Source organism: Methylobacterium sp. WL103, from assembly GCF_008039885.1.
In the GTDB taxonomy this organism is placed as follows: domain Bacteria; phylum Pseudomonadota; class Alphaproteobacteria; order Rhizobiales; family Beijerinckiaceae; genus Methylobacterium; species Methylobacterium cerastii.
The window spans coordinates 1-24,765 of sequence record NZ_VRUX01000019.1; the positions used below are offsets into that span (position 1 = coordinate 1).

The window sequence follows — 24,765 nt, forward strand, 5'->3', positions numbered from 1 at the left end:
CCCCCCAATAACGTCAGCCTTGTAAGGTTTGCGGCCTAAGCAGGTGTTCGAATTTTAAACTTGACTAACGAAAGCAGACGGGCGGCAAACCACACATCCCGGTCGTAGAGCGGACGCACGGGCCGCGACCCAACGCGTCGGCTGAGTCCGTCTCCATGTCTGCCTGTAAGCGGGCGTTGTTTCGCCTCCTGCTGTTTGGGTAGGATCAGTGGAGCGCCGCCTAACCGACCGTCGACAACGGATGTACCGCAAGCGGTATTTCGTCGGCGAGGGCAGGGGGCGCTATTGGAGGCGAAGAGCAGACGCGAGGGCATGGGTGATGAGCGTCTTCATGCAAAATATGGTCGTAATTTGTGCTTTTCTCCTGACGGAAAATAACCCGCCAGCGGATGATCCAGCAACAAAAGATCAACTTCGAGCTTTTGGAGCTTTAATTAGATCTGAAACATACTCTTGCCCAATAGCAACGAGTGCGACTTTCCTGGGTAAGAGTGGAAATGGATACGCCGTGAGGGTGACTTGTTCTGATGCAACCGTCGGATCATTTTACGTTCCGACCGATTATGTATTAAGCATAGACCAAGATTTTAATGTCGTAATAAGTCCGATGAAATAATATCAAAGAGCGAAGCCCTTTGGTCCTAGAGCGTTTTCGGTTTAATCTGGTTCGTATCCTGCAGCGGCGAAGAAGTTGGTGCACTCGTCCGGGGTGACGGTGTCGACGAGGCCTCCGATGGCCGACCACAGACCCTCGACGGTGCGTTCGGCCGCCTTTCGCAGCAGGGCCTTCAGCTTCGAGAAGGCCATCTCGATCGGGTTGAAGTCGGGGCTGTAGGGCGGGAGGAACAGAAGCCGCGCACCGGCCGCCTCGATCGCCGCCCGCACGGCCGGTCCCTTGTGGCTGCCGAGGTTGTCCATGACGACGATGTCGCCTGGGGTGAGTTCGGGCACCAGGACCTGATCGACGTAGGCCTGGAAGGCCTCGCGGTTGATCGGCCCGTCGAGCACGAAGGGCGCAGCGATCCCGGACAGGCGCAGGCCGGCGACCAGGGTCGTGGTCTTCCAATGGCCGTGCGGCACGGGCGAGCGCAGCCGCTCGCCGCGCGGGGAGCGTCCGCGCAGGCGGGCCATGTTGGTGGCGGTCCAGGTCTCGTCGAGGAAAACAAGGCGCGCAGGGTCGAGGTCGGGCTGGCCCTCGAACCACGCCTCGCGCGCCACCTTCACGTCCGGGCGGTCCTGCTCGGCGGCGTGCGCTGTCTTTTATGGGATGGCCCGCTCCTCCTTCGGCGTCGGCGCTAAGCTGACGTGGTCTGGGGAGAGGAGAGAGCGATGGCGATCACCGTGTTGGGTATCGATCTCGGTAAGAATAGCTGCAGCGTCGCGGGTTTCGACGAGACGGGCCGTGTCGTCCTTCGGCGGAGACTCACGCGAGACGGCGTTGTCCGGCTGGGCGCCAAACTGCCGGCTTGCACGATGGCGATGGAGGCGTGCTGCGGCGCTCACCACCTTGGCCACGTCCTGCGGGAGCAGGGCCACGAGGTCCGACTCATGTCGCCGGAGTACGTCCAGCCCTACGTCAAAGCGCAGAAGAACGACGAGCGGGATGCGGAAGCGATCGCAGAGGCTGCGACCCGGCCGACAATGCGCTTCGTCGAGTTGAAGAGCGAGGCGCAGCTGGACGCGCAGATCCTTCATCGTGCCCGGACGCGCCTCGTTGGACAGCGGACGGCATTAATCAACCAGCTGCGCGCCGTGCTCCTGGAACGGGGTATTGTAGTCGCAAAGGGCCGTCAGCAGCTTGAGAGGTTTCTAACGGAGATGCTCGATCCCGCGATCGAGCCACCCTCGACCTTAAGTCCGCGCACTCGTCTCCTCATCGAAGACATGCGCCTGGAATGGGGCGAGCTGGATCGCCGTATTGCTGCGCTGACGACCGAGTTCGTAGCCAGGGCCCGCGAGGACCAGGCCGCACGGCGCCTCGTCAGCATTCCAGGGTTCGGGGCGCTGAACGCGACCGCATTGGTTGCCGCAATCGGCACGGGCGAGACATTCCGATCCGGTCGTGATCTCGCGGCTTGGCTGGGCTTGGTACCGCGGCAAGCGACGACCGGCGGCAAACCAAGGCTCCTCGGCATCACGAAGCGGGGCAACACTTACCTGCGCACGCTCCTGATCCACGGGGCGCGGGCGGCTCTGCCGTCGCTCTCGGCAGGCCAGACCCTGATCGGCGAGTGGCTGCGTGGCCTCGTCGGCCGTGCTCACAAGAACAAGGTCGTCGTGGCGCTCGCCGGCAAGTTGGCCAGGATCGCATGGGCGGTACTCCGCTCCGGCGAGGGCTACGCGGCCAGGGTCAGCCAGCCTGTGGCGGCCTAAACGAGATCGATCGCCAGGGCGGCCCGGCCCGGCGATCGACGATGTCTGCGGGCGGTGGAAGCGAGATGGCCTGACGGTTGAACCGGCACCCTGTGATCCTGGCACAAAATATGGCGCTCGACGCCGTGTCTTTTATGAGGACCAGGGTGTGCGGAACTCCATCTTGGCCGGGGCACGCCCCCGAGACCGGATACGTTGGCGCAGACCGGTCAGATCACCTCGCACATGCCGCTTGCAGATGGGGCGGGCCATACGTTTTTGTACGTGAGGTCGCGTGCGTCGAGGAAGCTCCACAGGGTGCCCAGCCCGATCGTGAGATCGTGCTCGTCCCGCAAGCGGGCGCGCATCTCTTCCAGGGGGATGTCGTCCTTTGCGTCGATCAGCGCGCGCAGGAACGCCTCGTGCGGATCGAGCTTCGAGCGGCGCGCCCGTCCTTGCGGACGAGCGGCCACCGTCCCGGTCGTCGTCAGCGCGGCCATCCAGCGGATCGAGGTCGCGATCCCGACCCCGAAGCGCGCCGCCGCCTGCCGACGCGACGTCGTTGCGGCCGCTGCCACCACACGCTCGCGCAAATCCTGGCTGTAGGGCCGTCCCATGCATCGCTCCCTCAAGAGCGATCAGTGAATCAGCCCGACGCCGCTGCGTGAACCCCAATCAGTCGAATCAGCCCAAACCGAAAACGCACTAGTTTTTTTGAGCAACCGGTTCTCCAGAATGAGATCAGCTACGACCTCCTTCAGCGCCCCCGCTTCGCGACGGAGATCCCGCACCTCATCCGTGGTGGCCGCACGAGACGTGTCGCCGGACAGGCGCTTCTTGCCAGCCTCCAGGAACTCCTTGGACCAGCCGTAGTACATCGAGGCGGCGATCCCCTCACGTCGGCACAACTCGGCAATGCTGTCCTCGCCACGCAAGCCTTCCAGCACCACGCGGATCTTCTCCTCGGACGAGAACTGCCGACGTGTGGCCCGGCGAATGTCCTTGATCACCGCTTCTGCCGGCTTCTTGGCCGGTCCGGATGTCTGCTTCATCTTCGCTCCTCAGGGGCTACGATGAACCAGCCATCCTCCGTTCGTGTAGACCCTCATTCTGTCCCACAGGTGCTGACGTCGGACAGTCTCCTATCCGCTCGCGGGTTGGCTCGGCGCATCGGTCGGAATGCCGGCGACGCTCGCGGTCCTCGGTGCCCTGACGATCGCCGGGGTTGCGGCGGCGGCTTGGACGTGGCCGGCTGCCGATCCCGACGTGATCGAGCATGCCCATGCCGACCTCGCTCAAGGGCACCCGCACCTTCACCAGGGCAAGCGCCATGCGCACGCCTTCGTCATCGACGACCTCCATCGGCAGTGGCCCGCACGCGCCGGATGACGGAAGGGACGCGAGGGGATGTTCCCCGGAGGCCCGGACGCGTCCTTCGACGTCCGGGACGCGCGGCGCCTGCGCCGTCACCGTTCGGACGATCCCGCAAGTGCATGCGGAAGAGGGGCGAGGACGGGTGATCCGGTCGAGCCGGCGCCCCGTCGAGGCGGGCGGCGACCCAAGTCGGCGCGAGGGCCCGCGGGGCCGAAGCAACCGTGGGAAGAACGTTCCCTTATCCATGCTCGGCCCAGGAGTACGCACCTCGCGGAACGGTCCTGGAAGCATGGCCGTTCACAGGTGTCGCCGGATTGGTCTCTGACCCGATCCAGGCCACCAACAACCTGAGAGGAAGCCAGATGAGGAAGTCCCTGTTCGCCGTCGCCGCCCTGGCTGCGCTCGGCGCCATCGGCATCGCCGCACCTGCGTCCGCCGCTCCCGGCATGGTCGGCGCCGTCGATGCCACGACCAACGTCGTCGACGTCCGTATGGACGGCATGCACGGTCACCGCGGCCACGGCCGCATGATGCGCCATCGTCACGGGCACCGCCACATGATGCGCCACCATCACCACCGCGGCCACATGATGCGCCACGGTCATGGTCATCGCCACCACCGCATGTGATCGTCCAGGGGCCCTTCGGGGCCCCTTATTTTTTCTCGATTGAAACGACGGACCTCAAGGCAAGCAGGTCGCACGGGCTTGCGGGAGCGAACTTACATTCGCTCCTTGATGCCGGAGCCGACGAGCCACCAGTTCACCGGGTAGCTGGTCAGGAATCCGGCGACCATGGCGACCTGCATGGCGAACCAGAACTCGACCGAGTTCACCGGCGCGCGCTCCCCGGCAAGGTGCGGGAACACGACGAACTGGGCGAACGCCATGAAGCCGTACATGCCGACCTGCCAGGCGATCAGCGACAAGGTGTCGGCCTTGAGCGCGGCAACGATGCCCTGGCCGGGGGAGAGCCCCCGCATTGGGACGATGGCGTAATACTGGAACACGATCCCGAGCCCGAAGGCGAAGACGAAGTCCAGCGCCTAGACCGCGTACATCTTCTCCTCGAACAGCGACTGCCAGCCGAACCAGACCGCCACCACCGGCGCCAGGAAGGCGAGCCACTCGGCGGCGACGTCGCCCAGCATGCAGCCGCTGCCGCAGTGGAGCGCGCCCTTGCCCACCATCACCGGGAACGGCGTTTGCGTCATGTTCGGCGGCTTCTCGTCCCGCTCCATCGCGCGGTGATGCGCCTCCATGGTCGCGAGGCGGCCATAGCGAAAGTAGGCCCAAACCACGACCACCGTGCCGAACAGGGAGCTGACCGGCCAGACCACGTTCATCACGGTCATGTGCTGCGGATGCCGAATGACCTGCACCGACAGCAGCAACGAGCAGGCGGCCCCGAGCAGCAGGGCCAGGATCGAGAGCGCGTGGAGCCAGGCGGGGAACGTCGTGGCCATGCCGCTCAATGCCCCATCGCCAGCATCCAGACGGCCATGGCGACCATCATCACGTTCTCGGTCAACGAGACGAAGCCAAGCGGCACCTTGCTCGATCCGCCGACGCAGGCGCACTTGATCTCGCGCTTGTCGACGTAGACCGCCTTGAACACCGAGACCGCGCCGATGGTGCCGATGAACAGGGCCACGGGGATCGACAGCCAGTTCAGGGCGCCGGCCACCATCAGGACGCTGGCGATGCCCTCCAGGAACGGATAGGCGTAGGCGTAGCGCACCCAGCGCTTGGCCAGCAGGTCGTACCCGAGGAACATCGACGAGAAGGTCTCGACGTCCTGGAGCTTGAGGAGGGCGAGGACGCACATGCTGAAGGCGATGAACCACTCGGCCGCCCTGACGGTCAGGGGCGTGCCGTACACGGCGTAGCTCACTGCCAACGCCATCAGCGCCGTCATCGAGAACACCGCCACGACCGGCGTGTAGGTCGTTGCGTTCGGGTCGTTGGCGGCCTGGCCGAAATGCCGCCTGAGGTCGTCGAAACCCCCGACGCGCTCGTCGTTGATGAAGGTCTGGGGCGTCGACTTGACCCCGTGCTCGGCCTTGAAGCGGTCGGTCTCCTCGCGGGTGGTCAGCCAGTGGTCTTCCACCTGGAAGCCCTGGCGTTCGAGGAGGTCCTTCGCCTTCAGGCCGTACGGGCAAATGTGCTGCGGCATCATCATGCGGTACAGGACCGCCTTGCGGGACGCGGTGGCTTGCATCGGAAACTCCGTGGGTTGTCTGGCCGGGATGCCGTCCGCTCGTTGCCGTGGAAACGACGGATCGGTCGCGGCCGATTGGGCTTGCGCACCTTCCTGGACCTTCCCATCATGGGAAGGTCAACGGAGGGGCTCTCACGATGAACATCGGCGAGGCGAGCCGGGCCTCGGGGGTCTCGGCCAAGATGATCCGGCACTACGAAAGCATCGGGCTCGTGCCCCCGGCGGACCGTCGCGACAGCGGCTACCGCGATTACGGGACCGCCGACCTGCACCGGCTCGGCTTCATTCGGCACGCCCGGGACCTGGGCTTCTCGCTGGACCGCATCCGGGTGCTGCTCGGGCTCTGGAGCGACCCCGACCGCAGCAACGCCGACGTGAAGGCCATCGCGAGGGCCCATGTCACGGAACTCGAACAGCGGGCCCGCCAACTGAACGAGATGGCCGACGCCCTGCGGTCCCTGGCAGACGCCTGCGACGGCGACGGCCGGCCGGACTGCCCGATCATCGCCAGCCTGGAGACCGGGGCGAACGTCCCGGCCTGCCATCCGGGCGGCTCCCAGGGGGCGATGCCGCCCCCCGCACCGCGTCGGAAGGCCGTGGCCGGTCACTGAGCCCGAACCGGCTCCGGCGGCGCTTCGATCAGGCGGCCATCTTCCGGCAGCTCTCGGCGCAGCGGCGGCACTGCTCGACGCAATGCTGCATGTCGCCTACCTGCTCGCAGCTTCGGGCGCAGTCCTCGTAGACGTCGGCGCACTCGGCGCAGGTGTGCTTGTGATGCCTCGTCCCGATCAGCATGAAGTGCGCCGACGTCCGGCACATCTCGGCGCAGGCCAGCATCAGGCGGAAGTGCTCGGGCTCGACGTGCTTGCCGCCCGCCGGGAGGCAGTGGTTCGAGGCCATGCCGAGGCAGGTCTGATAGCAGCGAAGACATTCGTCGATGCAGGACTGCATCTCGCTCGACATATTGCCCATGTGAAGCTCCTTGATGTTAGACAAAAAGAGACGAGCATCAGCACTGGGTGACAATATGCCTCCAGTATTGTCCTGCTCATTCTGTCAACTCAGGCCGCTATAGTTCGTTCTAATAAGTTCCTTTCTTCTTGGCCGGGATTTTTAATCCGTCCGCAGGCGCCTACTCCGCCGCCTCGCGGCAAGCCGGTCGTTCGGCCGGGGAGCCACTCGCCGGCGTCTCGGCGGCCGTGGACAGGCCCCATCCCTTCACGAGTCCGTAGACGGCGGGGATCACCACGAGCGTCAGCACGGTCGAGGACACCATCCCGCCGATCATCGGCACGGCGATGCGCTGCATGACCTCGGAGCCGGCGCCCGTGCTCCACAGGATCGGAATGAGGCCCGCCATGATGGCGGTCACCGTCATCATCTTCGGGCGCACCCGCTCGACCGCGCCGACCATGATCGCCCGCCGCAGATCCTCGCGGGACAGGGGCCGCCCCTCGCGTGCGCAAGCGGCCCGGACCTCGTCGAGGGCATGGTCGAGGTAGACCAGCATGATCACCCCGGTCTCGGCCGCGACGCCGGCGAGCGCGATGAAGCCCACCGCCACCGCCACCGACATGTTGAAGCCCATCCACCACATCAGCCAGATGCCGCCGACCAGGGCGAACGGCAGCGACAGCATGACGATGAGCGTCTCGGTCAGGCGGCGGAAGTTGATGAACAGCAGCAGGAACACGACGAGCAGCGTCAGCGGCACTACCACCGTCATGCGCGCCGCGGCCCGCTCCAGGTACTCGTACTGACCGCTCCACTGCAGGGTCGTGCCCTGTGGGAGTTTGACCTCGCTGTCGACCGCGGCCCGCGCGTCGGCGACGTAGCCGCCCAGGTCGCGCCCATTGATGTCGACGAAGATGTAGACCGCAAGCTGTCCGTTCTCCGTGCGGATCGAGGTCGGGCCCCGGGTGAGTTCGACCTTGGCGACCTCGCGCAACGGCACCGTGCCCCCGGCCGGGAGTGGCACCTGCACCTCGTCGGCGATGGCCCGCGGATCGGACCGGAAGGCCCGGGGGTAGCGGACGTTGACGGTGTAGCGTTCGCGTCCCTCGACGGTGTTCGTCACGCTCTGGCCGCCAAGCGCCGTGGCGATGACGTCCTGCACGTCCCCGACCATCAGCCCGTAGCGCCCGAGCGCCTCCCGGTCCGGCGTGATGTCGAGGAAGTAGCCGCCGATGACCCGTTCCGCGTAGGCGCTGGACGTGCCCGGCACGTTGCGCACCACCGCCTCGACCTGGCGGGCGACCCCTTCCATCTCCTTCAGGTCCGTTCCTAGCACCTTGATGCCGACCGGGGTGCGGATGCCGGTCGAGAGCATGTCGATTCGGGCGCGGATCGGCTGCGTCCAGGCATTCGACACGCCCGGGAACTGCAGCGCCTTGTCCATCTCGGCCTTGAGGCTCGCCAGCGTCACGCCCGGCCGCCACTCGGACGGCGGCTTCAGCGCGATGACCGTTTCGAACATCTCCATCGGCGCCGGGTCGGTCGCGGTGTTGGCGCGGCCCGCCTTGCCGTAGACTGAGGCCACCTCCGGGAATGATTTTATGATGCGGTCCTGGGTTGCGAGGAGCTCGCCGGCCTTGGTCACCGACAGGCCCGGCAGGGTGGTCGGCATGTACATCAGCGTGCCCTCGTTGAGGTCGGGCATGAACTCCGAGCCGAGCTGACGGGCCGGCCAGACGGTCGCCGCGAGGACGCCTAGGGCGAGCAGGACGGTTAGGACCCGCGCCCGCAGCACGCCCGCGATCAGCGGCCGGTAGAGCCAGATCAGGAGCCGGTTCAGCGGGTTCCTGTGCTCCGGGATGATCCGGCCCCGCACGAACAGCACCATCAGCGCGGGGACCAAGGTCACCGACAGGATCGCGGCCGCCGCCATGGCGAAGGTCTTGGTGAAGGCCAGCGGACCGAACAGGCGGCCCTCCTGGCTCTCCAGGGTGAAGATGGGCAGGAAGCTGACCGTGATGATGAGGAGCGAGAAGAACAGGGACGGGCCGACCTCGGACGCCGCCTCGACCAGGATCTCGACCCGGGGCTTGTCCGGTGGCGCCCGTTCCAGGTGCTTGTGGGCGTTCTCGATCATCACGATGGCCGCGTCGATCATGGCGCCGACCGCGATGGCGATGCCGCCCAGGCTCATGATGTTGGCGCCGAGACCCAGGGCTCGCATGCCGACGAACGCCATCAGGATCCCGACCGGCAGCATCAGGATGGCGACGAGCGCGCTCCTCACATGCAGCAGGAAGACGATGCAGACGAGCGAGACGACGACGCTCTCCTCGACCAGCGTGTGCCGCAGGGTGTCGATGGCCGCGTCGATGAGCTGCGAACGGTCGTAGACCGGCAGGATCTCGGTGCCCGCGGGAAGGCTTTTCGCCACCTCCGCGAGCTTCGCCTTGACGCCCTCGATGACGTTCAGCGCGTTCGCGCCGAAGCGCTGCAGGACGATGCCGCCGGCGACCTCGCCCTCGCCGTTCATCTCGGTGATGCCCCGACGCTCGTCCGGGCCGAGCTCGACCCGGGCGACGTCCCGCACCCGCAGCGGCGTGCCGCCCGCGGTCTTGAGGACGATGTTCTCGATGTCGGCGACGCCCCTCAGGTAGCCGCGCCCGCGGACCATGAACTCGAACTCGGAGAGCTCGACCGTGCGGCCACCGACGTCGGCGTTGCTCGACCGGATCGCGTCCCGGAGCTTGTTGAGGGAGATGCCCTGGGCACGAAGCCGGTTCGGGTCGACCACGACGTTGTACTGCTTCACGAAGCCGCCGACACCGGCGACCTCGGCGACGCCCTCGGCACGCGAGGCCCCGAACCGGACCACCCAGTCCTGCAGGGAGCGAAGCTCGGCGAGCGTCCGTTCCTTGGCCACCACCACGTATTGGTAGACCCAGCCCACGCCCGTGGCGTCGGGGCCGAGCGTCGGGGTCACGCCCGCCGGCAGGCGGCTCGCCGCCGCGTTGAGGTACTCCAGCACCCGCGAGCGGCCCCAGTACGGGTCGGTGCCGTCCTCGAAGATGACGTAGACGAACGACACCCCGAAGAAGGAGAAGCCGCGCACCACCTTGGCCTTCGGCACCGTCAGCATGGCGGTGGTCAGCGGGTAGGTGACCTGATCCTCCACGACCTGGGGGGCCTGCCCCGGGTACTCCGTGTAGACGATGGCCTGCACGTCCGAGAGGTCGGGGATGGCGTCGAGCGGCAGGGTCCGCAGCGACAGGACGCCTGCCGCGACGGCGAACACGGTGCCCACCAGAACCAGGACGAGGTTGCGGGCCGACCATCCGATGAGGCGCGCGATCATGGCGTCGCTCCCGCGTCGGCGGCCTGGCGGTCGTCCTTGGGAGGCGCCAGGCCTTGCAGTGCCGCCTTCAGGTTGCTCTCGGCGTCGATCAGGAAGTTGGCCGAGGTCACCACCCGATCGCCGGTCGAGACGCCGTCGCGGATCTGGGTGTAGCCACCGCCATGCACGCCGACCTTCACGGCCTTGGGCTCGAAGCGACCCTCGCCGCGGTCGATCAGCACGACCTGTCGCTCGCCGGTGTCGATGACGGCGTCGTCGGGCACGGCCACGACCGGCTTGGCGTCCCCCGTCGCAATCTCGACGTCGGCGTACATGTCCGGCAGCAAGGTGCCGTCCGGGTTCGGGAGCTCGATGCGCACCCGTGTGGCCCGGGTCTCCGGGTTCACCTGCGGGTATATCGTCCCGACCTTGCCGGTGAAGGTGCGGCCCGGGGCCGAGCGCAGGCGGATCGTGGCGGCCTGCCCGACGCGGACGTTGGAAAGGTCGCGCTCCGGCACGTCGGCCAGCACCCACATGGTGGAGATGTCGCCGATCCGGAACAGGGTATCCCCGGCCGCGGCCTTCATGCCCTCGATGGCGGTCCGCTGCAGGACGATGCCGTCCCGGGCCGAGGACCATGTGATGGCCATCGGCACGTTCCGGGTGCGCTCCATCTCGTCGATCACGGCCTCGGAGACGTTCAGGTTCCGCAGGCGCCGCCTCGCGCCGTCGAAGCCAGGGTTGGCGATGAGCTGGGCCGCCGCGGCGTTGATCTCGGGCGAGTAGACGTGGACCAGCGCCTGCCCCTTGCGGACGCGGTCGCCCGTCGTGACGTTCTCGACGTGGTCGACGTAGGCGTCCGAGCGTGTCGCGATGACCGTCACCCGCCGCTCGTCGAGGGCGACGGTACCGGGGACGCGCACGGGCTGGGCGACCACCCGGCGCTCGACCACCTCGGTCCGTACGCCGGTGCGCTGGACCTTGCCGGGCGAGACGGTCACGACGTTGCCGTCGCTGTCCTCGCCCTCGTAGACGGGGATGTAGTCCATCCCCATCGAATCCTTCTTGGGCGTGGCCGAGGTGTCCGGCAGCCCCATCGGGTTGCGGTAGTAGCGTATGGGCCGGGCGCCCGCGGCGGCCTTCGTGTCCCCGGCCTTCCCCATGTCCTGGCCGGCCATGTCGTGCCCGGCCATCCGCTGCCCGGCCAAGTCGGCAGGCATGGCCTCCTCCGCATCCGGCTCGTCGAAGCGTACGTCCTCGCTGGCGTGGACCCCCCGGAACTCCCGGCCATCCGCGGTCGCCATCGGCGACAGCGAGTAAACCGGCTTTCCGTCCGGGTCCTGGTAGTAGACCACCGGCCCGGTCGCCTTCGCGGGGGGCGTAGCCTGCGCGGCCGGCATGGGGGCCGGAGACCACCGGGCGAACTCCGTCCGGGCGCGCTCGGCGAGCGCCGGCACGGGGTTCTCCCCATGCCCCGCGACATAGCCGGCGCCCCCCGCCGCGAGTGCGGCGAGGGTCCCGGCGAACCAGGCCGCGCGGCTCACTTGAGGGCCTTGAAGACCAGTTTGTCCTCGACCGTGCCGGTCTCGCCCTGGACCTTGGCCCCGAGCGACAGCCGCCAGCCGCCGGCCATCGTGAGCTTCGCCTTGAAGCGGTAGACGCCCGGCTCGGTCGTGGGGAGCTGCTCGATCTTCGAGGTCATCTCGTCCATGCTGTCGGGGGCCATGTCGATGCGCTTGGCGAAGATCACGGCGTCGGGAACCGGCTTGCCGCTGCGCTTATCGAGAAGACGCACCGACAGGACAGCCTCGCCGACCTTGGCCTCCTGCTGCACGAGCTCGAAGCGGTAGTCCTTGATGTCGGCAAGCGCCGGGAACGCGGTCGCCGACAGGGCGGCACCGAGCAGCGCCGCCGAGACGGCGCGCGGAAAAGGCTTCTGGGTCACGGGTGTTGTCTCCTGAACGCGATGGCGGGCCGCGCGTGGACGCGCGGCGTCATGCCGGCGCTCACGCCGGCGGCATCGGGTTCAGGCTCGGGGAGGCTCGGTGGGCGGCCCTTGCGAGAGGCTGTCGAAGGACGCGATGACGGCCCAGGTGGGTCCCTCGAAGCGGGCGACGCGACCCGGAAGTCCGAGGGCGACCGGAAGTCCGGTGGCGACCTTAGCCAGGCAAAGCGCCATCAGGGGGCAGCCCTTCGAGCAGTCGGGCATGTCCGGCCGCTCCTTGGGGCAGCACGGCATCTCGTCCATGGCCATCCCGGCCATGCCGTCCATGGCCTCGTCGGACATCGCCATGGCGTGACCGTGAACGCCCGTCGGCGCGCGCATGCCTGCGGCAGCCGCGGATGCGGTCACCGGCGCAAGGGCGAGGCTGAGGACCGCCAGGAGCGGGAGCAGCCTGCGAAGGGCGAGCCAGAAGGTCACCGTCCGACGATGCCACATCACGGACCGGCAAGGAAGGGACGGGACCACCGGACGCGCCAAGGGGATACGACGAGCGCGAGTTTCGCGATGACGGGCACGGGACGGAAGACGTAGGTGTCGCGCGACGACCGGACGCCCCGCGCCCGGGGACCCGGAGCCATGCACCCGAGGCTATCGGACGCGCTCCATCGAGCGTCGGATCGTGACCGGGAGAGGACGGATCGTCCAGCACGGCACCATGCCCGGACCGGGACCAAGCGGGTATGCCTCCTGTCCGGTCCGCAGATCAGGAGGACCCCGAGCAGCAGGATGCGGACCCGCCGTTCTCGCGGGCTTCCTGGATGGGCGGACAGGGGACGTCGCCGAAGGAGCAGAAGACGCAGCAGTCGCCCGCCTTCGGGCGCAGGAGCGTGCCGCAGCCGGTGCACTCGTAGAAGAACTGGCAGGCGTCGGTCGGCATCGTCTCCGTCGCTCTATGACCGCAGTGCGGGCAGGTCAGGGTGGACCGAAGCTGCATCGTCCGCCTCACCGCATCGCCTTGAGCACGATGGGCTCAAGGTATGGTTCCCACGCGAGCGCCAAACCAACCAGCGCCGTCCCAAGCCCGAGAAGGCCAGGGGTACGCCATGACGGCCCCGAGCGAGCACATGATTCGGCCATGTCGCATGCCGTCGCCCCGCGACGGAAGAACAGCGCCCAACCCATGAGGAGGGCCAGGGCGGCCCCGCCAAGCAGGATCGGCCGGATGCTAGCCAACATGGCCAATCCTCCGAAAACCGCCCCTGTCGCGCCGAGACCGGCAAGCGCCACCGGGAGGGCGCAGCAGGACGAGGCCGCCAGGGCACCCAGCCCGGCGACCGTGCCCAGCCCGGCGAACCAGCTTCCCGAGGGAATCGGCAGGCCGTCCCGCGGACGTGAGGCGGGTCTTGCGGGAGGCGCCATGGATGGTGTGTCGATCATCATCGTGCCACCCTGCATCCCGTAGCCACTACGGGATCAAGCGAAAAATGGCGAAGGGTGCGCGAGGTCTCTCCATAGGGCAGATCGCGGCGGCGGCCGGGATCAACCTGGAGACCGTCCGCTACTACGAGCGCATCGGGCTCATGCCGCCGCCGGCTCGCACGGAGGGCGGTCACAGGGCCTACGATCCTGCCCATGTCCGGCGCCTGGCGTTCATCCGTCAGGCTCGCGCATTGGGCTTCGGGATCGAGGACATCCGGACCCTGCTGGCGTTGGCCGCGCCCGGGCACCGGTCCTGTGGCGAGGTCCGGGACGTCGCAGCCGCCCACCTTGCCGAGGTCCGCGCCAAGCTCGCCCGTCTCGCGCGGCTTGAGCGCATCCTGAGCGACACCGTGGAGCGGTGCAGCGGCGCCCCGACGCCGGCCTGCCCGGTTCTCGATATGCTCGATGCACCGATGTGAAAGCCGGCCCATCCGACACCCAGCAGTGGAACGGGACCGCCGGTCGTCCTTGTCTTGGTCCCAAGAGGCCGGAAGCGGGTGGCGATGCGGGGTCACGCAGCCGCTCGTCCGTGGAACGACCGTCGACCTAGGCGTCGACCGGCGAGGATGCCGGGGCGCCGAACCTTGGCATGAGGCGGACGTAGATGAGTTCGCTGAGGAGCTCGACCAGCGTCTGCGTGACGATGACGGCGGGCAGGAGTGGCACGGCACCCGGAACCGCAAACGCCAGCGGCAGGACCACCAGGGAGTTTCGCGTGGCGGCGCTGAAGGCCAGCGTGCGGACGGTGGGGGCATCCAGGCGGAACGCGCGCCCGACCGCCCAACCCAGCAGCGGAGCCGCCACGGCGAAGACGACGTAGACGGGGACCACCCGCAGGGCGTCGTCCAGGGCGGGCCCGAGCTGGGGCAGGACGGACGCGATCACCACGAACAGGACGAGGGCCGTTGCCGGCACCGGCAGAAGCCCGAGCCCGGCGGCGATCCGCTGGCCGGTGCGGCTGCGTGCGGCCCAGATCTGCACGGCCGCAGCAAGTCCGAGGGGAACCGCGATGAGCCAGACGAAGGCGTGCACGAACGGACCGACCTGGACGAACCTGGCGGCGTCCTCGCCGAGGAAGACGTTGAGGTAGACCGGCAGCAGCAGCATCTGCGCGATCAGCAGCGCCGGGGTGGAGGCCAGCAGCACCTTGGCGTCCGCGCGGCCGAGGTGGGCGAAGGTGACAACGTAGTCGATGCACGGCGTGAGCAGGACCATGAGCACGCCCAGCCGCAGCATCGGATTGGCGGGCAGGAACTGGATCAGGCAGGCCACCAGGATCGGCAGCGCGACGAAGTTCGTGGCGAGGAGTGCCGCCAGGAAACGGACCCGCGTAAAGGCTTTCCCCAACTCGGGCAGGGGTACCTGGAGGAAGGTGACGAACAGCATCAACGCCAGGGCCGGGTTGATCCCGACGTCCAGGGCCGTGGTTCCGGGGACCATCAGCGCAACGACGACGGCCAGGCCGATGGCGGCGAAGTAGATCGGGATCTGCCGGCCTTCGAGGATGTCGCGCAAGGTGGTCATGCTTCCTCGCAGCCGATCCTGGGGGCTTGCTCGACCCGCTGGGGCCGTCCGGTGCATTTGGCGAACAGGTCGATGGCGCGGTCGCAGACCTCGCAGTGACCCTCGCAGCAATCGCGCATGAGGAAGGCGACGAGGTCGGACAAGGCCGGGAAGATCGCGCTGTAGATGATCGAGCGACCTTCGCGGCGGCTCTCGACGAGGCCGGCGTTCTCCAGGTGATTGAGGTGGAACGAGATGCGCGGCGCCGAGGCACCTGCGATGGCCTCGGTGATGGCACCGGCGGCCATGCCCTTCGCCCCGGCGGTCACCAGCATGCGGATGATGCGGAGGCGGGTTTCCTGCGCGATGGCCGCGAAGCCGTCGAGCGCTTGCTTTTCCTGCACGATACTTAAACCGTTATGGAATCGTTTAAGCGTCAGTAGGCTCACGACGGGTCGGAGGCAAGGACCGGATCCGGACTGGATCACGGCGGACGTCCCAGGCAGCCTCCGCTTTCCTAGCTTCGCGGCCGGACACGCCAGAGCGATAGGGCAAGCGCAACGTTCGCCACGGCGAGCACGCTGAGCAGTGCATAGGTCGCGTCCGCGCCCGCGTGGGTCAGGACCAAGGCTCCGACGGAGGGTGCAAGCGCCTGGGCCACCAGCCCCGGGCGGGCGAGGCGGCCGACGAGCGCGGCGTAGCGTTCGGGACCGAACAGGCCCAGGGGCACCGTACCCCGTGCAATCGAGTAGATCCCGTTGCCGGCCCCGTAGAGGACCAGCGCCAGCCCGACCAAGGGTAGGCCGGCCGTCAGCATCGCGATCCCGAGGACCACCAGGACCATGGCGGCGGTCAGGGTCCAGAGGGGATGGTGCCGACCCTTGCCGGCCATCTCGACGATGCGCGCACCCACCTGTGCCGGTCCGATCAGGGCGCCATAGGCGACGGCCGAGGTGAGAGCCACGCCACGGGCCTGGAGCAGGGTGATGAGGTGCACCGAGACCATGGCCATCACCGTGCCGCCGAGGGTCAACACCCCTGCCATGAGGAGGAAGGCACGACGCTCCCGGCCATCGAGCCGGACGCCGGGGATCGCGCCTTCGGATCGCGTGACTGGATGCGCGGGGGGCCGGGGGATCGCGAGCAGGACGAGCGGCAGCGTGACCGAGAGGTGCAGCCCGGCATAGGCGAGGCAGGTCCCGCGCCAGCCGACCCGCTCGATCAGGAAGGCCGAGAGCGGCCAGCACACCGTGCTGGCGAAGCCGCCCCACAGGGTCAGGGTCGTGATGGCGGGCCTTGCCTCGGCGCCGTAGAGGCGCCCGAGCGTGGCGAAGGCGGGGTCGTACAGGCCGGTGCCCATGCCGAGGCCGACGAGGAGCCAGGCCGCGAGGTAAGCCGTGAGGTTCGGGGCAAGGGCAAGGCCCATGAGGCCCAGTGCCAGCGCGATGGCGGCGAAGGCCAGCACCGGCCGCCCGCCATGCTCCCCGATGAAGGCTCCCACCCGCGGCGAGACGAGGCCCGCGACGAGGAGGCCAAGGGACAGCCCTCCGATAACCCAGCGGAGGGGCCATCCCGTATCCTTCGACATCGGCGCGGCCAGCACCGACAGGAGGTAGAACGAGGAGCCCCAGGTCAGGATCTGGACGACGCCCAGGGCCGAGATCACGGGCCATCGGCGCGCCGGGGCCATCGGATCGCTACCGGGCCCCGAGAACGGGTAGCCAGACCGCCAAGGCCGCCAGGGTGACCAAGAGGACCGGTGGCGTGATGACCAGGCCCACCCGCATGTACTGGCCCCAGGTGATACGCTGGCCCTTGGTGTCGAGGACGTGGAGCCAGAGCAGGGTCGCCAGGCTGCCGATGGGCGTCAATTTCGGGCCGAGATCGCAACCGATGACGTTGGCGTACACCATCAGCTCGCGCATCAGGGGCGACAGGTCCGGGGCCTGCTGGATCGAGAGCGCGCCCACCAGCACGCTCGGCATGTTGTTCATCACCGACGACAGGATCGCGGCGGCGACCCCCGTGCCGAGGGTGGCCACGAACGGTCCGTGACCCGAGAGCCAGGTCAGCCCCTGAGCCAGGTAGTCGGTCAGGCCGGCGTTCTTCAGCCCGTAGACGACGAGGTACATGCCGAGGCTGAACAGGACGATCTGCCAGGGGGCGCCCGCGAGCACCTTGCGGATCGGGATGACCCGGCTGCGATTGGCCAGCGCCAGCAGCACCAGGGCGCCGGCGCAGGTGACCACCGAGACCGGCACGCCGAACGGCGCCGTGACGAAGTAGGCGATCAGCAACACCCCAAGGAGCGGGAAGGCCGCCCTGAACACCAGCGGGTCCTTGATCGCGCGGCGGGGCTCTTCCAACGCGGCCACCGGGTAGCGGGTGGGCAGGTCGCGCCGGTAGAACAGCCACAGCACCGCCAGGGTCGCGGCGAGCGAGACGAGGTTCACCGGCACCATCACGGCGGCGTAGCGGCTGAAGGTGATGTCGAAGAAGTTCGCCGAGACGATGTTGACGAGGTTCGAGATCACCAGGGGCAGGCTGGTGGAATCCGCGACGAACCCGCAGGCGACGATGAAGGCCAGGGCCGCCGCCGGCTTGAAGTCCAGCCGCAGCAGGATCGCGAGGACGATGGGGGTGAGCAGCAGGGCCGCTCCGTCGTTGGCGAACACCGCCGCGATCGCGGCCCCGAGCAGGATCACCAGCGGAAACAGCAAGCGCCCCCGACCCCCGCCCCAGCGAGCGATGTGCAGCGCCGCCCAGTGGAAGAACCCGGCCTCGTCGAGCAGGAGCGAGATGATGATGAGCGCGACGAAGGTGAAGGTGGCGTCCCAGACGATGTGCCAGACCACCGGGATGTCACCGGGATGGATGACCCCGGTGGCGAGTGCGACGGCGGCCCCGATCAGGGCGCTCCATCCGATCCCAAAACCCTTCGGCTGCCAGATGACGAAGACGAGGGTGACCACGAAGATGGCGAGCGCGAGCATCGGGACCGTTTCTTGTTCTTGATGGTTTGTGGGCGGTCAGGCGGTGGCGACGCGCCGGCCGTGCTCGTCGACGACGCGCTCGCCGTCCTCCTTGACGAACTCGCCCTGCTGGGAAGGCAGGAGGTCGAGGACCGCTTCGGAGGGGCGGCAGAGGGCGACGCCCCTCGGGCTCACCACCAGGGGTCGGTTCAGCAGGATCGGGTGCTCGGCGATGGCATCCAGAAGCTGGTCGTCCGTCAGGCTTTCGTCGGCGAGGCCGAGCTCCGCGTAGGGCGTGCCCTTCTCGCGCAGGAGGTCGCGGACCGTGACGCCGGCCCGGTCGGCGAGCTGACGCACTAGCCGCCGGTTCGGCGGCGTCTTCAGGTACTCGACCACGTGCGGCTCGATGCCGGCATTGCGGATCAGGGCCAGGGTGTTGCGGGACGTGCCGCAATCCGGGTTGTGGTAGATCACGACGTCCATCAGGCGGTCTCCGTGCAGCAGGCGGACAGGGCGGCGACGGCGGGGGCGCAGACCTCGGGGCGGCCCTGGCAGCAATCGCGCATCAGGAACTGGATGAGCTCGGACAGGTCCGGGTAGGCGGCGCCGTAGATGATCGACCGGCCCTCCCGGCGCGAGGTGACGAGGCCGGCATGGCTGAGCTCCTTGAGGTGGAACGACAGGTTGGTGCCCGAGATGCCGACCGCCTCGGCCAGGATGCCGGCCGCCATGCCGTCCGGCCCGGCGGTGACGAGCCGGCGCACGATGCGCAGGCGATGCTCCTGCCCGAGGGCCGCGAAGGCAGCGACGGCTTGCCGTTCGTCCATCATGATGTCAATATCTCAACCATCATTGAAACGTAGAGGATAGAAGCTCCTTGGACAAGCCCCGACAGCCCTTCGCCGACGGCCTGCCGAACCTGAGCGAGGGGCACTTCGTCGTCCCGACGGCAGCCGACATGCAAGTGGCGGCGCCGTTCGCCCACGCCCCGCGCTTCCTGATCCTCTACGGGTCGCTCCGGGAGCGCTCGTTCAGCCGCTTCCTCGCCTACGAGGCCGCGCGCCTGCTGGAGGCGATGGGAGGCGAGGTGCGGATCTACGACGCGCACGGCCTACCGCTGCCCGACGACGCCACCGCCGATCACCCCAAGGTGCAGGAGCTCAGAAACCTTTCCATCTGGTCCGAGGGGCACGTCTGGGTCAGTCCCGAGCGCCACGGCAACATGACCGGCGTCATGAAGAGCCAGATCGACTGGCTGCCGCTGTCAGAAGGGTCCGTTCGCCCGACGCAGGGGCGGACGCTGGCCGTGATGCAGGTCTCGGGTGGGTCGCAGTCGTTCAACGCGGTCAACGGCCTGCGCATCCTCGGGCGCTGGATGCGGATGATCACCATCCCGAACCAGTCCTCGGTCCCGATGGCCTACAAGGAGTTCGACGGGACCGGGCGGATGAAGCCTGGGCCGCTCTACGACCGGGTGGTTGACGTCTGCGAGGAGCTGTTCAAGTTCACGCTCCTGACCCGCGAGCGGGCCAACTACCTCGTAGACCGCTACTCGGAGCGCAAGGAGAGGGAGCCGGAGCGCCTGATGACCGTGGCGGCGGATATCGGGTTCGAGACATCCAAGTAGCCGATAAATCCGGTCGCGCTCCTCGACCGTCCGGATTGGGGGCCGGGAAGGGTCACCCTGGCCTTCTCCGAGCGCTTCCGAATGAGAGGCGTCGTCGCGGATTCATCGTGGCTGCGCGAGATCTAGGACCGGTCCGCGCGGTCCCCCAAAGCCCTGTCCGTCATCGTGACGGAGGTGTCCTTCGCGCGGGTGCGCATCCCGACCGTCAAGGGGGAGCGTCCCCGGCAGGGACCTAGTCCGGCCTGCCCGCAGCCAACGACGCGCGGTCGATGACCTGAACCTGGCCCCGGCGGATCTCGACCAGGCCGGCATCGGCCCACTCTCCGAGGAGGCGGCTAATGACCTCACGGACGCTCCCGACGTCCGAGGCCAGCGATTGATGCGTCTTCCAGACGATCCCGTCGGCATCGGCCTCGACGAGCAGCCGGCGTGCCAGGCGCTGCTCCAGGGGTGCGAAGGCGACCTCCTCGATCAGGTCGAACATCCCCGACAGGAGCCGGGTGTAGTCGCTCAGGACGAAGTCCCTGAAGGCGACGCTCTCGCGCATCAGTTGGCGGAAGGTGTCGGCCGGCAACGCCGCCAACTCGGTCCTGGCCTCCGCGATGCTTTGCGCCGGGAAGCCGCCTCCCGAAAGCAGGCACTGCGTGGTCAGCACGCAGGTGCCGCCCGCCACGACCTTGTAGATCAGCATCTCCCGGCCGCCCTCGGACATGCGGAACACCCGGGTGCGCCCGTCGATGCACATCAGGTAGTTCGCACAAGGGCCTTGGAGCTCGTAGGCAATCGCGCCGGCTTCGAGCACGGGGAAGCTCACCGTGCCGCGGGCGATCTGGAGATGACTGGCACTGAAGTCCCGGACCAGCGGAAAGCGCTCGATCCAGCGTTCGATCTGATGGGCGCTCTGCATGGTCGTCCTCCCCGGGCTGGCGGTCATTGAACGCCACCATGAACCGGACGATGCACCATTATCCTCGGATCCACAGCCATTCGGTGACCTGGGTCACAGACGGTTGTCTCGTCCCTCCATATCACTGTCGCGACTGAACAAAAAACCGTTCGGCAACACCGCGAGTAAGCGCAGGCTACCGACGGGCCGGGCGAAACAACGGGAGAAACCATGCGCCGCCTCGTCCCCCTTCTGCTCGCCTCCGTCCTTCTGGCCGCCCCCGCCCATGCCGAGCAGGACCTGCTCCTTGGCGCCGACATGGGCTCGGCCGCCATGACCAAGGCCGAGATGACCAGGGCCGACGTCGAGGCGCTGATCGCCAAGGCGGACGGCAAGCCCATCGACCTCTCCGACAAGGCGCTCGCCGGCCTCGACCTGTCGGGCCTGAACCTCAAGGGCGCGAACCTGCGCACCGCCCGGCTCAACAAGGCCAATCTGCGCGGCGCCGATCTGTCCGGTGCGAACCTGGAGCAGGCCTGGTTCATCAAGGCCGACCTCTCGGGCGCCAAGCTCGTCGGGGCCAAGATGTTCGGCATCACCGCCCGCGACGCCAACCTCAGCGGGGCTGACCTCAGCCGGTCGATGCCCATCGGCGACTTCAAGGGCGCGAACATGGCCGGGGCGACGCTGGTCGCACTCAAGGGCGGCGCTGACATCAAGAACCAGTCCATGGGCCTGATGCGAGCGGTGTTCGTCTCGGTGAACCTCAAGGGCGCCAATCTGAAGGGCGCGAACCTCGGGCGCTCGCGCCTCGAATACGCCGACCTCACCGATGCGAACCTGACCGACGTGGTTCTGATGGGCTCGGACCTGTCGGGTGCGAACCTCACCGGTGCGACCGTTGCCGGGGCCGACTTCAAGAACGTCGACGTCACCGCCGCCCGCCTCATCGACCTCAAGGGCCAGGACAGCGCCAAGGACTGGTCGGCCCGCGTGAACGTCGACCGCGCCATCACGCAGGTCTCGAACTGACCCCTCGCTTACACCCCCAGCCATCCATCACGGGAACATCATCCATGACCACCCGCCGCATCCTGCTTGCCGCCTTCGCCGTCGCCCCCATGCTGTTCGGCACCGCCGCCGGAGCCGCCGAGATGACCTACACGCCCGCCGCGTTCGAGGCCGCCCAGAAGGCCGGCAAGCCGATCCTGGTGCACATCACCGCCCCGTGGTGCACCACCTGTGCCGCCCAGAAGCCGATCCTGGTGAAGCTTGAAGCCGACCCGAAGTTCAAGGACCTGCAGGTGTTCGACGTCGACTTCGATAGTCGCAAGGACGTGGTCAAGAAGTTCGGTGCCACGATGCAGAGCACGCTCATCACCTACAAGGGCGAGAAGGAGACCGGGCGCTCGGCCGGCGAGACCAAGCCCGAAGCGATCTACTCGCTCCTCGACAAGGCTATCTGAGCCGTCATGGTCACGAGCCTGGGCCTCGCCTTCCTCGCCGGCATCCTCTCGGTGCTGTCCCCCTGCGTGCTGCCGTTGCTGCCGCTGGTGCTCGGCGCGGCGGCGTCGGAGCACAGGCTCGGCCCGGCTGCCCTCGCCGCCGGCCTGGCCCTGTCGTTCGTGATCATCGGCCTGTTCGTGGCGACGGTCGGCTTCGCCATCGGCCTCGACGCCGGCATCTTCCGGACCGGCGCGGCCATCATGCTGATCCTGATCGGGTTGGTCCTGATGGTCCCGGCGGCCCAGACGCGGCTCGCCGTGGCCGCCGGTCCGGTGAGCAACTGGACCGAGAGCCGGTTCGGCGGCTTCTCGACCGCCGGCCTCCTCGGCCAGTTCGGCGTCGGGGTGCTGCTCGGGGCGGTCTGGAGCCCCTGCGTCGGCCCGACCCTCGGGGCGGCCTCGTTGCTCGCCTCCCAGGGGCGCGATCTCGGCATCGTCGCCCTAACCATGCTCCTGTTCGGCCTTGGTGCGGCCCTGCCGCTGCTGCTGCTCGGCACGCTCTCACGCGAGGTGTTGATGCGCTGGCGCGACCGGATGATGGGGCTCGGCAAGGGGCTGAAGGCGGCGCTCGGCCTTATCCTCGTGGCCACGGGCCTGATGATCGCCTTGGGCTACGACAAGGCGGCGGAGACCGCGTTGGTCAACGCCTCTCCGGCTTGGCTCACCAACCTCACCACCCGCCTCTGAGGTCGGGCACCGCTCCGGCTCCGCACGAGCGAACCAGATCGGTCGCAGACGAACACCGGGGATGGACGTACGACGGGGATGATTGCCGCATTCCCGGCGTCACCGCGTCTTCATGCGGCCCTGGCGGTGAGCTTCTGGTATGTGCCCGTCGCAACCTGCTCTTCGAGCTGGGCCTTGAAGTCCGAAATGCCGAGGACCTGGACTGGATTGCCCGCGTCGGCCCGCAGATCCTCCTTGGAGAGGTCCTTGTTGAGGGACGCAGGCCATTCGAATTTCTCTAACCAGCATCCCCCCTTAGCGTCGGTGATCACCGGCATTCGGGCAGGTTACGTACGGCTGGCTGCGAGAGGCAGGCTAGTGGTCGAAATCTGACGCTTGGTACCCGCCGCGAGGGGCTGCTTCCGACCCATTGCAGAAGCCCGGAACGTCCGCTTGTGGGCACTTTGGGAATGAGGCCCAAGACTGGGGTGGGTGGGAAGCAGCTTGGCTGCTTTCAGTCGCAAGACGTTCTTAAGCGGACCTAGGATGACCCGCCGACTCCGGATGGACGGTCCAACCCATCTCAGCGCCGAATTCCGTTAGGGTCGGATGCTGACTTCATTGGAGGCGGCGCGGAAGTGCTCTGCCTTGGGAGACAGCGTGATCCACAATTGCAAAGCCCCGGTCACGCGACGCCTCGTGCTGGTCCGGCATGGCCAGAGCGTAGCCAACCGATCCGGCCTGTTCACGGGATTGCTAGACTCGCCCTTGACCGAGCAGGGCCGGATGGAAGCCGAGGCAGCCGGGCGGCGTTTGGCCGAGCGCAGCTGGCGCTTTTCCGCAGCCTTCACCTCGACGCTGACGCGGGCCGTCGTGAGCGGCCGGCTTATTCTCGATGCGCTCGGGCAACCCGGATTGGTCCCTCAACGCTTCGCCGCGCTCGACGAGCGAGACTACGGCGACCTCAGCGGGTTCGACAAGATCGCCGCCGATGCGCGCTGGGGGGCGGAGCGGATCGAGACCTGGCGCCGCTCCTACGCCGAGGCGCCGCCGAACGGTGAGAGTCTGCGCGATACCGTCTCCCGCATCGTGCCATGCTACCTCCGAACCATCCTGCCGGCGGTCATGTGCGGGGACGTGCTCGTCGTCGCCCACGGCAATTGCCTGCGGGCGCTTGTGATGGCGCTTGAAGACCTGAGCCTCGCGGAGGTCGAGCACCTCGAACTCGCGACGGGCTCCGTCAGGATCTATGAGCTTGCTGCGGACACGACGATCACGGCCCGCTGGATCGACGGGTGAATCCGGCTGTCGGCCCCCCACAATGCGTCTCCGCAAACTCTGAAGGGGTCCTCGTCTCATCTATTTCAGTGATTAAAAGCATCCAATCATTCCGTTGGAGTGAATGAGCGGGACCTGGGATCCTCTGGCATCACATCGGAGCCATCCATGTCCGCGCTCAGACTTTTCTCCCACTCTCGTTCGACGCGTACCGTGGCCGGCATCAGAGCCATCCTTCCGGGACTGGGCCTCTGCGTGGCGGTCACCGCCGCAGCGATCGGCTTCGAAGCCGCCGAGGCGCATCTGTTCGGTCGTGCCTGGCTCGAAGCCCTGGTGCTCGCGATCCTGCTCGGCAGCGCGATCCGCACCATTTGGACACCGTCGCAGCGTTTCTTTCCCGGCATCGCCTTCGGGGCCAAGACCGTGCTGGAGATCGCGGTCGTACTACTCGGCGCGTCGCTCAGCCTCGCGACGATCCTCGCCGCCGGACCGGGCCTGCTCTTCGGCATCGCGGGCGTCGTCGTCGTGGCGATCCTGTCGAGTTACGGCATCGGCCGAGCGCTCGGACTGCATCCGCGCATGGCGATCCTCGTGGCCTGTGGGAACTCGATCTGCGGCAACTCGGCGATCGCGGCCACGGCACCGGTGATCGGCGCCGACGGCGAGGACG

The 24,765-nt window shown here is 67.7% G+C and carries 27 protein-coding genes and 4 pseudogenes; 11 read left to right on the forward strand and 20 right to left on the reverse strand.

What is annotated here, in order from left to right; translation table 11 throughout:
- Positions 1–657: 657 nt before the first annotated feature.
- A pseudogene (locus FV222_RS02770) lies at positions 658–1,260 on the reverse strand (IS630 family transposase); the annotation flags it as partial.
- 69 nt (positions 1,261–1,329) lie between these two features.
- On the opposite strand from FV222_RS02770, the gene FV222_RS02775 reads away from it, so the two are divergent.
- Entirely contained in the window at positions 1,330–2,373 is a 1,044-nt protein-coding gene (locus FV222_RS02775) for an IS110 family transposase (RefSeq protein ID WP_147812915.1), read from the forward strand.
- Between the two features lie 257 nt (positions 2,374–2,630).
- Here the strand turns inward: FV222_RS02775 and FV222_RS02780 are convergent.
- Positions 2,631–2,969 (reverse strand): annotated as a pseudogene (locus tag FV222_RS02780) (IS630 family transposase); the annotation flags it as partial.
- 93 nt (positions 2,970–3,062) lie between these two features.
- Positions 3,063–3,404, reverse strand: a pseudogene (locus FV222_RS02785) (transposase); the annotation flags it as partial.
- A 127-nt stretch (positions 3,405–3,531) separates the two neighbouring features.
- On the opposite strand from FV222_RS02785, the gene FV222_RS02790 reads away from it, so the two are divergent.
- Positions 3,532–3,741 (forward strand): hypothetical protein, encoded by a 210-nt coding sequence (locus FV222_RS02790; protein ID WP_187273740.1) that lies wholly within the window; start codon positions 3,532–3,534, stop codon positions 3,739–3,741.
- 347 nt (positions 3,742–4,088) lie between these two features.
- Entirely contained in the window at positions 4,089–4,355 is a 267-nt protein-coding gene (locus FV222_RS02795) for a hypothetical protein (protein ID WP_147812916.1), read from the forward strand.
- 92 nt (positions 4,356–4,447) lie between these two features.
- Here FV222_RS02795 and FV222_RS02800 read toward each other — a convergent pair.
- Both FV222_RS02800 and FV222_RS02805 read right to left on the reverse strand, forming a co-directional pair.
- Positions 4,448–5,191: pseudogene (locus FV222_RS02800) on the reverse strand (DUF4396 domain-containing protein).
- Between the two features lie 5 nt (positions 5,192–5,196).
- The gene (locus FV222_RS02805; RefSeq protein WP_147812917.1) at positions 5,197–5,946 is read right to left on the reverse strand and encodes a glutaredoxin; all 750 of its coding nucleotides are present in this window, start codon (positions 5,944–5,946) and stop codon (positions 5,197–5,199) included.
- A 137-nt stretch (positions 5,947–6,083) separates the two neighbouring features.
- Here FV222_RS02805 and cueR point away from each other — a divergent pair, with 137 nt between their 5' ends.
- On the forward strand, positions 6,084–6,557 hold the full coding sequence (gene cueR / locus FV222_RS02810; protein WP_147812918.1) for a Cu(I)-responsive transcriptional regulator: 474 nt from the start codon (positions 6,084–6,086) through the stop codon (positions 6,555–6,557).
- A 28-nt stretch (positions 6,558–6,585) separates the two neighbouring features.
- Here cueR and FV222_RS02815 read toward each other — a convergent pair whose 3' ends face one another.
- The 7 genes from FV222_RS02815 to FV222_RS02845 all read right to left on the reverse strand — a co-directional run bounded on the left by FV222_RS02815 (position 6,586) and on the right by FV222_RS02845 (position 13,619).
- Complete coding sequence (locus tag FV222_RS02815; RefSeq protein WP_147812919.1) at positions 6,586–6,918, reverse strand: four-helix bundle copper-binding protein; 333 nt, start codon at positions 6,916–6,918, stop codon at positions 6,586–6,588.
- 160 nt (positions 6,919–7,078) lie between these two features.
- Positions 7,079–10,255 (reverse strand): CusA/CzcA family heavy metal efflux RND transporter, encoded by a 3,177-nt coding sequence (locus tag FV222_RS02820; RefSeq protein WP_147812920.1) that lies wholly within the window; start codon positions 10,253–10,255, stop codon positions 7,079–7,081.
- A complete protein-coding gene (locus FV222_RS02825) occupies positions 10,252–11,778 on the reverse strand; it encodes an efflux RND transporter periplasmic adaptor subunit (protein ID WP_147812921.1) in 1,527 nt (508 codons plus the stop codon). The genes FV222_RS02820 and FV222_RS02825 overlap by 4 nt, the downstream gene beginning before the upstream one ends.
- Entirely contained in the window at positions 11,775–12,179 is a 405-nt protein-coding gene (locus tag FV222_RS02830) for a FixH family protein (protein WP_147812922.1), read from the reverse strand. The genes FV222_RS02825 and FV222_RS02830 overlap by 4 nt, the downstream gene beginning before the upstream one ends.
- Positions 12,180–12,260: 81 nt before the next feature.
- Positions 12,261–12,656, reverse strand: coding sequence for a hypothetical protein (locus tag FV222_RS02835; protein WP_055959004.1), 396 nt, complete (start codon positions 12,654–12,656; stop codon positions 12,261–12,263).
- A 286-nt stretch (positions 12,657–12,942) separates the two neighbouring features.
- Positions 12,943–13,173, reverse strand: coding sequence for a GDCCVxC domain-containing (seleno)protein (locus FV222_RS02840; RefSeq protein WP_147812923.1), 231 nt, complete (start codon positions 13,171–13,173; stop codon positions 12,943–12,945).
- A gap of 8 nt (positions 13,174–13,181) precedes the next feature.
- The gene (locus FV222_RS02845; RefSeq protein ID WP_187273739.1) at positions 13,182–13,619 is read right to left on the reverse strand and encodes a mercuric transporter MerT family protein; all 438 of its coding nucleotides are present in this window, start codon (positions 13,617–13,619) and stop codon (positions 13,182–13,184) included.
- 44 nt (positions 13,620–13,663) lie between these two features.
- On the opposite strand from FV222_RS02845, the gene FV222_RS02850 reads away from it, so the two are divergent.
- Entirely contained in the window at positions 13,664–14,077 is a 414-nt protein-coding gene (locus FV222_RS02850) for a helix-turn-helix domain-containing protein (RefSeq protein ID WP_055959010.1), read from the forward strand.
- Positions 14,078–14,204: 127 nt separating this feature from the next.
- On the opposite strand, the gene FV222_RS02855 is transcribed toward FV222_RS02850, so the two are convergent.
- The 6 genes from FV222_RS02855 to FV222_RS02880 all read right to left on the reverse strand — a co-directional run bounded on the left by FV222_RS02855 (position 14,205) and on the right by FV222_RS02880 (position 18,963).
- Positions 14,205–15,182, reverse strand: coding sequence for an arsenic resistance protein (locus FV222_RS02855; RefSeq protein ID WP_147812925.1), 978 nt, complete (start codon positions 15,180–15,182; stop codon positions 14,205–14,207).
- Complete coding sequence (locus tag FV222_RS02860) at positions 15,179–15,565, reverse strand: metalloregulator ArsR/SmtB family transcription factor (protein WP_147812936.1); 387 nt, start codon at positions 15,563–15,565, stop codon at positions 15,179–15,181. Before FV222_RS02860 ends, FV222_RS02855 begins: the two co-directional genes overlap by 4 nt.
- Before the next feature lie 113 nt (positions 15,566–15,678).
- On the reverse strand, positions 15,679–16,851 hold the full coding sequence (locus FV222_RS02865) for an MFS transporter (protein ID WP_147812926.1): 1,173 nt from the start codon (positions 16,849–16,851) through the stop codon (positions 15,679–15,681).
- A 7-nt stretch (positions 16,852–16,858) separates the two neighbouring features.
- Positions 16,859–18,154, reverse strand: a complete 1,296-nt coding sequence (locus FV222_RS02870; RefSeq protein WP_147812927.1) for an arsenic transporter — start codon at positions 18,152–18,154, stop codon at positions 16,859–16,861.
- A 36-nt stretch (positions 18,155–18,190) separates the two neighbouring features.
- Positions 18,191–18,616 (reverse strand): arsenate reductase (glutaredoxin), encoded by a 426-nt coding sequence (gene arsC, locus FV222_RS02875; protein WP_147812928.1) that lies wholly within the window; start codon positions 18,614–18,616, stop codon positions 18,191–18,193.
- Positions 18,616–18,963, reverse strand: a complete 348-nt coding sequence (locus FV222_RS02880; RefSeq protein WP_147812929.1) for a metalloregulator ArsR/SmtB family transcription factor — start codon at positions 18,961–18,963, stop codon at positions 18,616–18,618. Before FV222_RS02880 ends, arsC begins: the two co-directional genes overlap by 1 nt.
- A gap of 47 nt (positions 18,964–19,010) precedes the next feature.
- On the opposite strand from FV222_RS02880, the gene arsH reads away from it, so the two are divergent.
- Positions 19,011–19,760 carry an arsenical resistance protein ArsH gene (arsH, locus tag FV222_RS02885; RefSeq protein ID WP_147812930.1) on the forward strand — a complete coding sequence of 250 codons (750 nt, stop codon included), beginning with the start codon at positions 19,011–19,013 and terminating at the stop codon, positions 19,758–19,760.
- Positions 19,761–19,992: 232 nt separating this feature from the next.
- Here the strand turns inward: arsH and FV222_RS02890 are convergent, their stop codons facing one another.
- On the reverse strand, positions 19,993–20,667 hold the full coding sequence (locus FV222_RS02890; RefSeq protein WP_147812931.1) for a Crp/Fnr family transcriptional regulator: 675 nt from the start codon (positions 20,665–20,667) through the stop codon (positions 19,993–19,995).
- Between the two features lie 210 nt (positions 20,668–20,877).
- On the opposite strand from FV222_RS02890, the gene FV222_RS02895 reads away from it, so the two are divergent.
- From FV222_RS02895 to FV222_RS02905, 3 genes are read left to right on the forward strand one after another with little or no spacing between them, the layout of a single operon-like run.
- The gene (locus FV222_RS02895) at positions 20,878–21,678 is read left to right on the forward strand and encodes a pentapeptide repeat-containing protein (RefSeq protein WP_147812932.1); all 801 of its coding nucleotides are present in this window, start codon (positions 20,878–20,880) and stop codon (positions 21,676–21,678) included.
- Positions 21,679–21,722: 44 nt separating this feature from the next.
- Positions 21,723–22,112 carry a thioredoxin family protein gene (locus FV222_RS02900; protein ID WP_147812933.1) on the forward strand — a complete coding sequence of 130 codons (390 nt, stop codon included), beginning with the start codon at positions 21,723–21,725 and terminating at the stop codon, positions 22,110–22,112.
- Between the two features lie 6 nt (positions 22,113–22,118).
- A complete protein-coding gene (locus tag FV222_RS02905) occupies positions 22,119–22,838 on the forward strand; it encodes a cytochrome c biogenesis protein CcdA (protein WP_147812934.1) in 720 nt (239 codons plus the stop codon).
- A 110-nt stretch (positions 22,839–22,948) separates the two neighbouring features.
- Here the strand turns inward: FV222_RS02905 and FV222_RS02910 are convergent, their stop codons facing one another.
- Positions 22,949–23,155 carry a hypothetical protein gene (locus tag FV222_RS02910; RefSeq protein ID WP_147812935.1) on the reverse strand — a complete coding sequence of 69 codons (207 nt, stop codon included), beginning with the start codon at positions 23,153–23,155 and terminating at the stop codon, positions 22,949–22,951.
- A gap of 322 nt (positions 23,156–23,477) precedes the next feature.
- Here FV222_RS02910 and FV222_RS02915 point away from each other — a divergent pair, with 322 nt between their 5' ends.
- Positions 23,478–24,116 carry a 2,3-bisphosphoglycerate-dependent phosphoglycerate mutase gene (locus tag FV222_RS02915; protein ID WP_147812937.1) on the forward strand — a complete coding sequence of 213 codons (639 nt, stop codon included), beginning with the start codon at positions 23,478–23,480 and terminating at the stop codon, positions 24,114–24,116.
- A gap of 147 nt (positions 24,117–24,263) precedes the next feature.
- Positions 24,264–24,765 (forward strand): putative sulfate exporter family transporter (locus tag FV222_RS02920; RefSeq protein WP_147812938.1); only part of this gene is annotated, 502 nt, incomplete at its 3' end.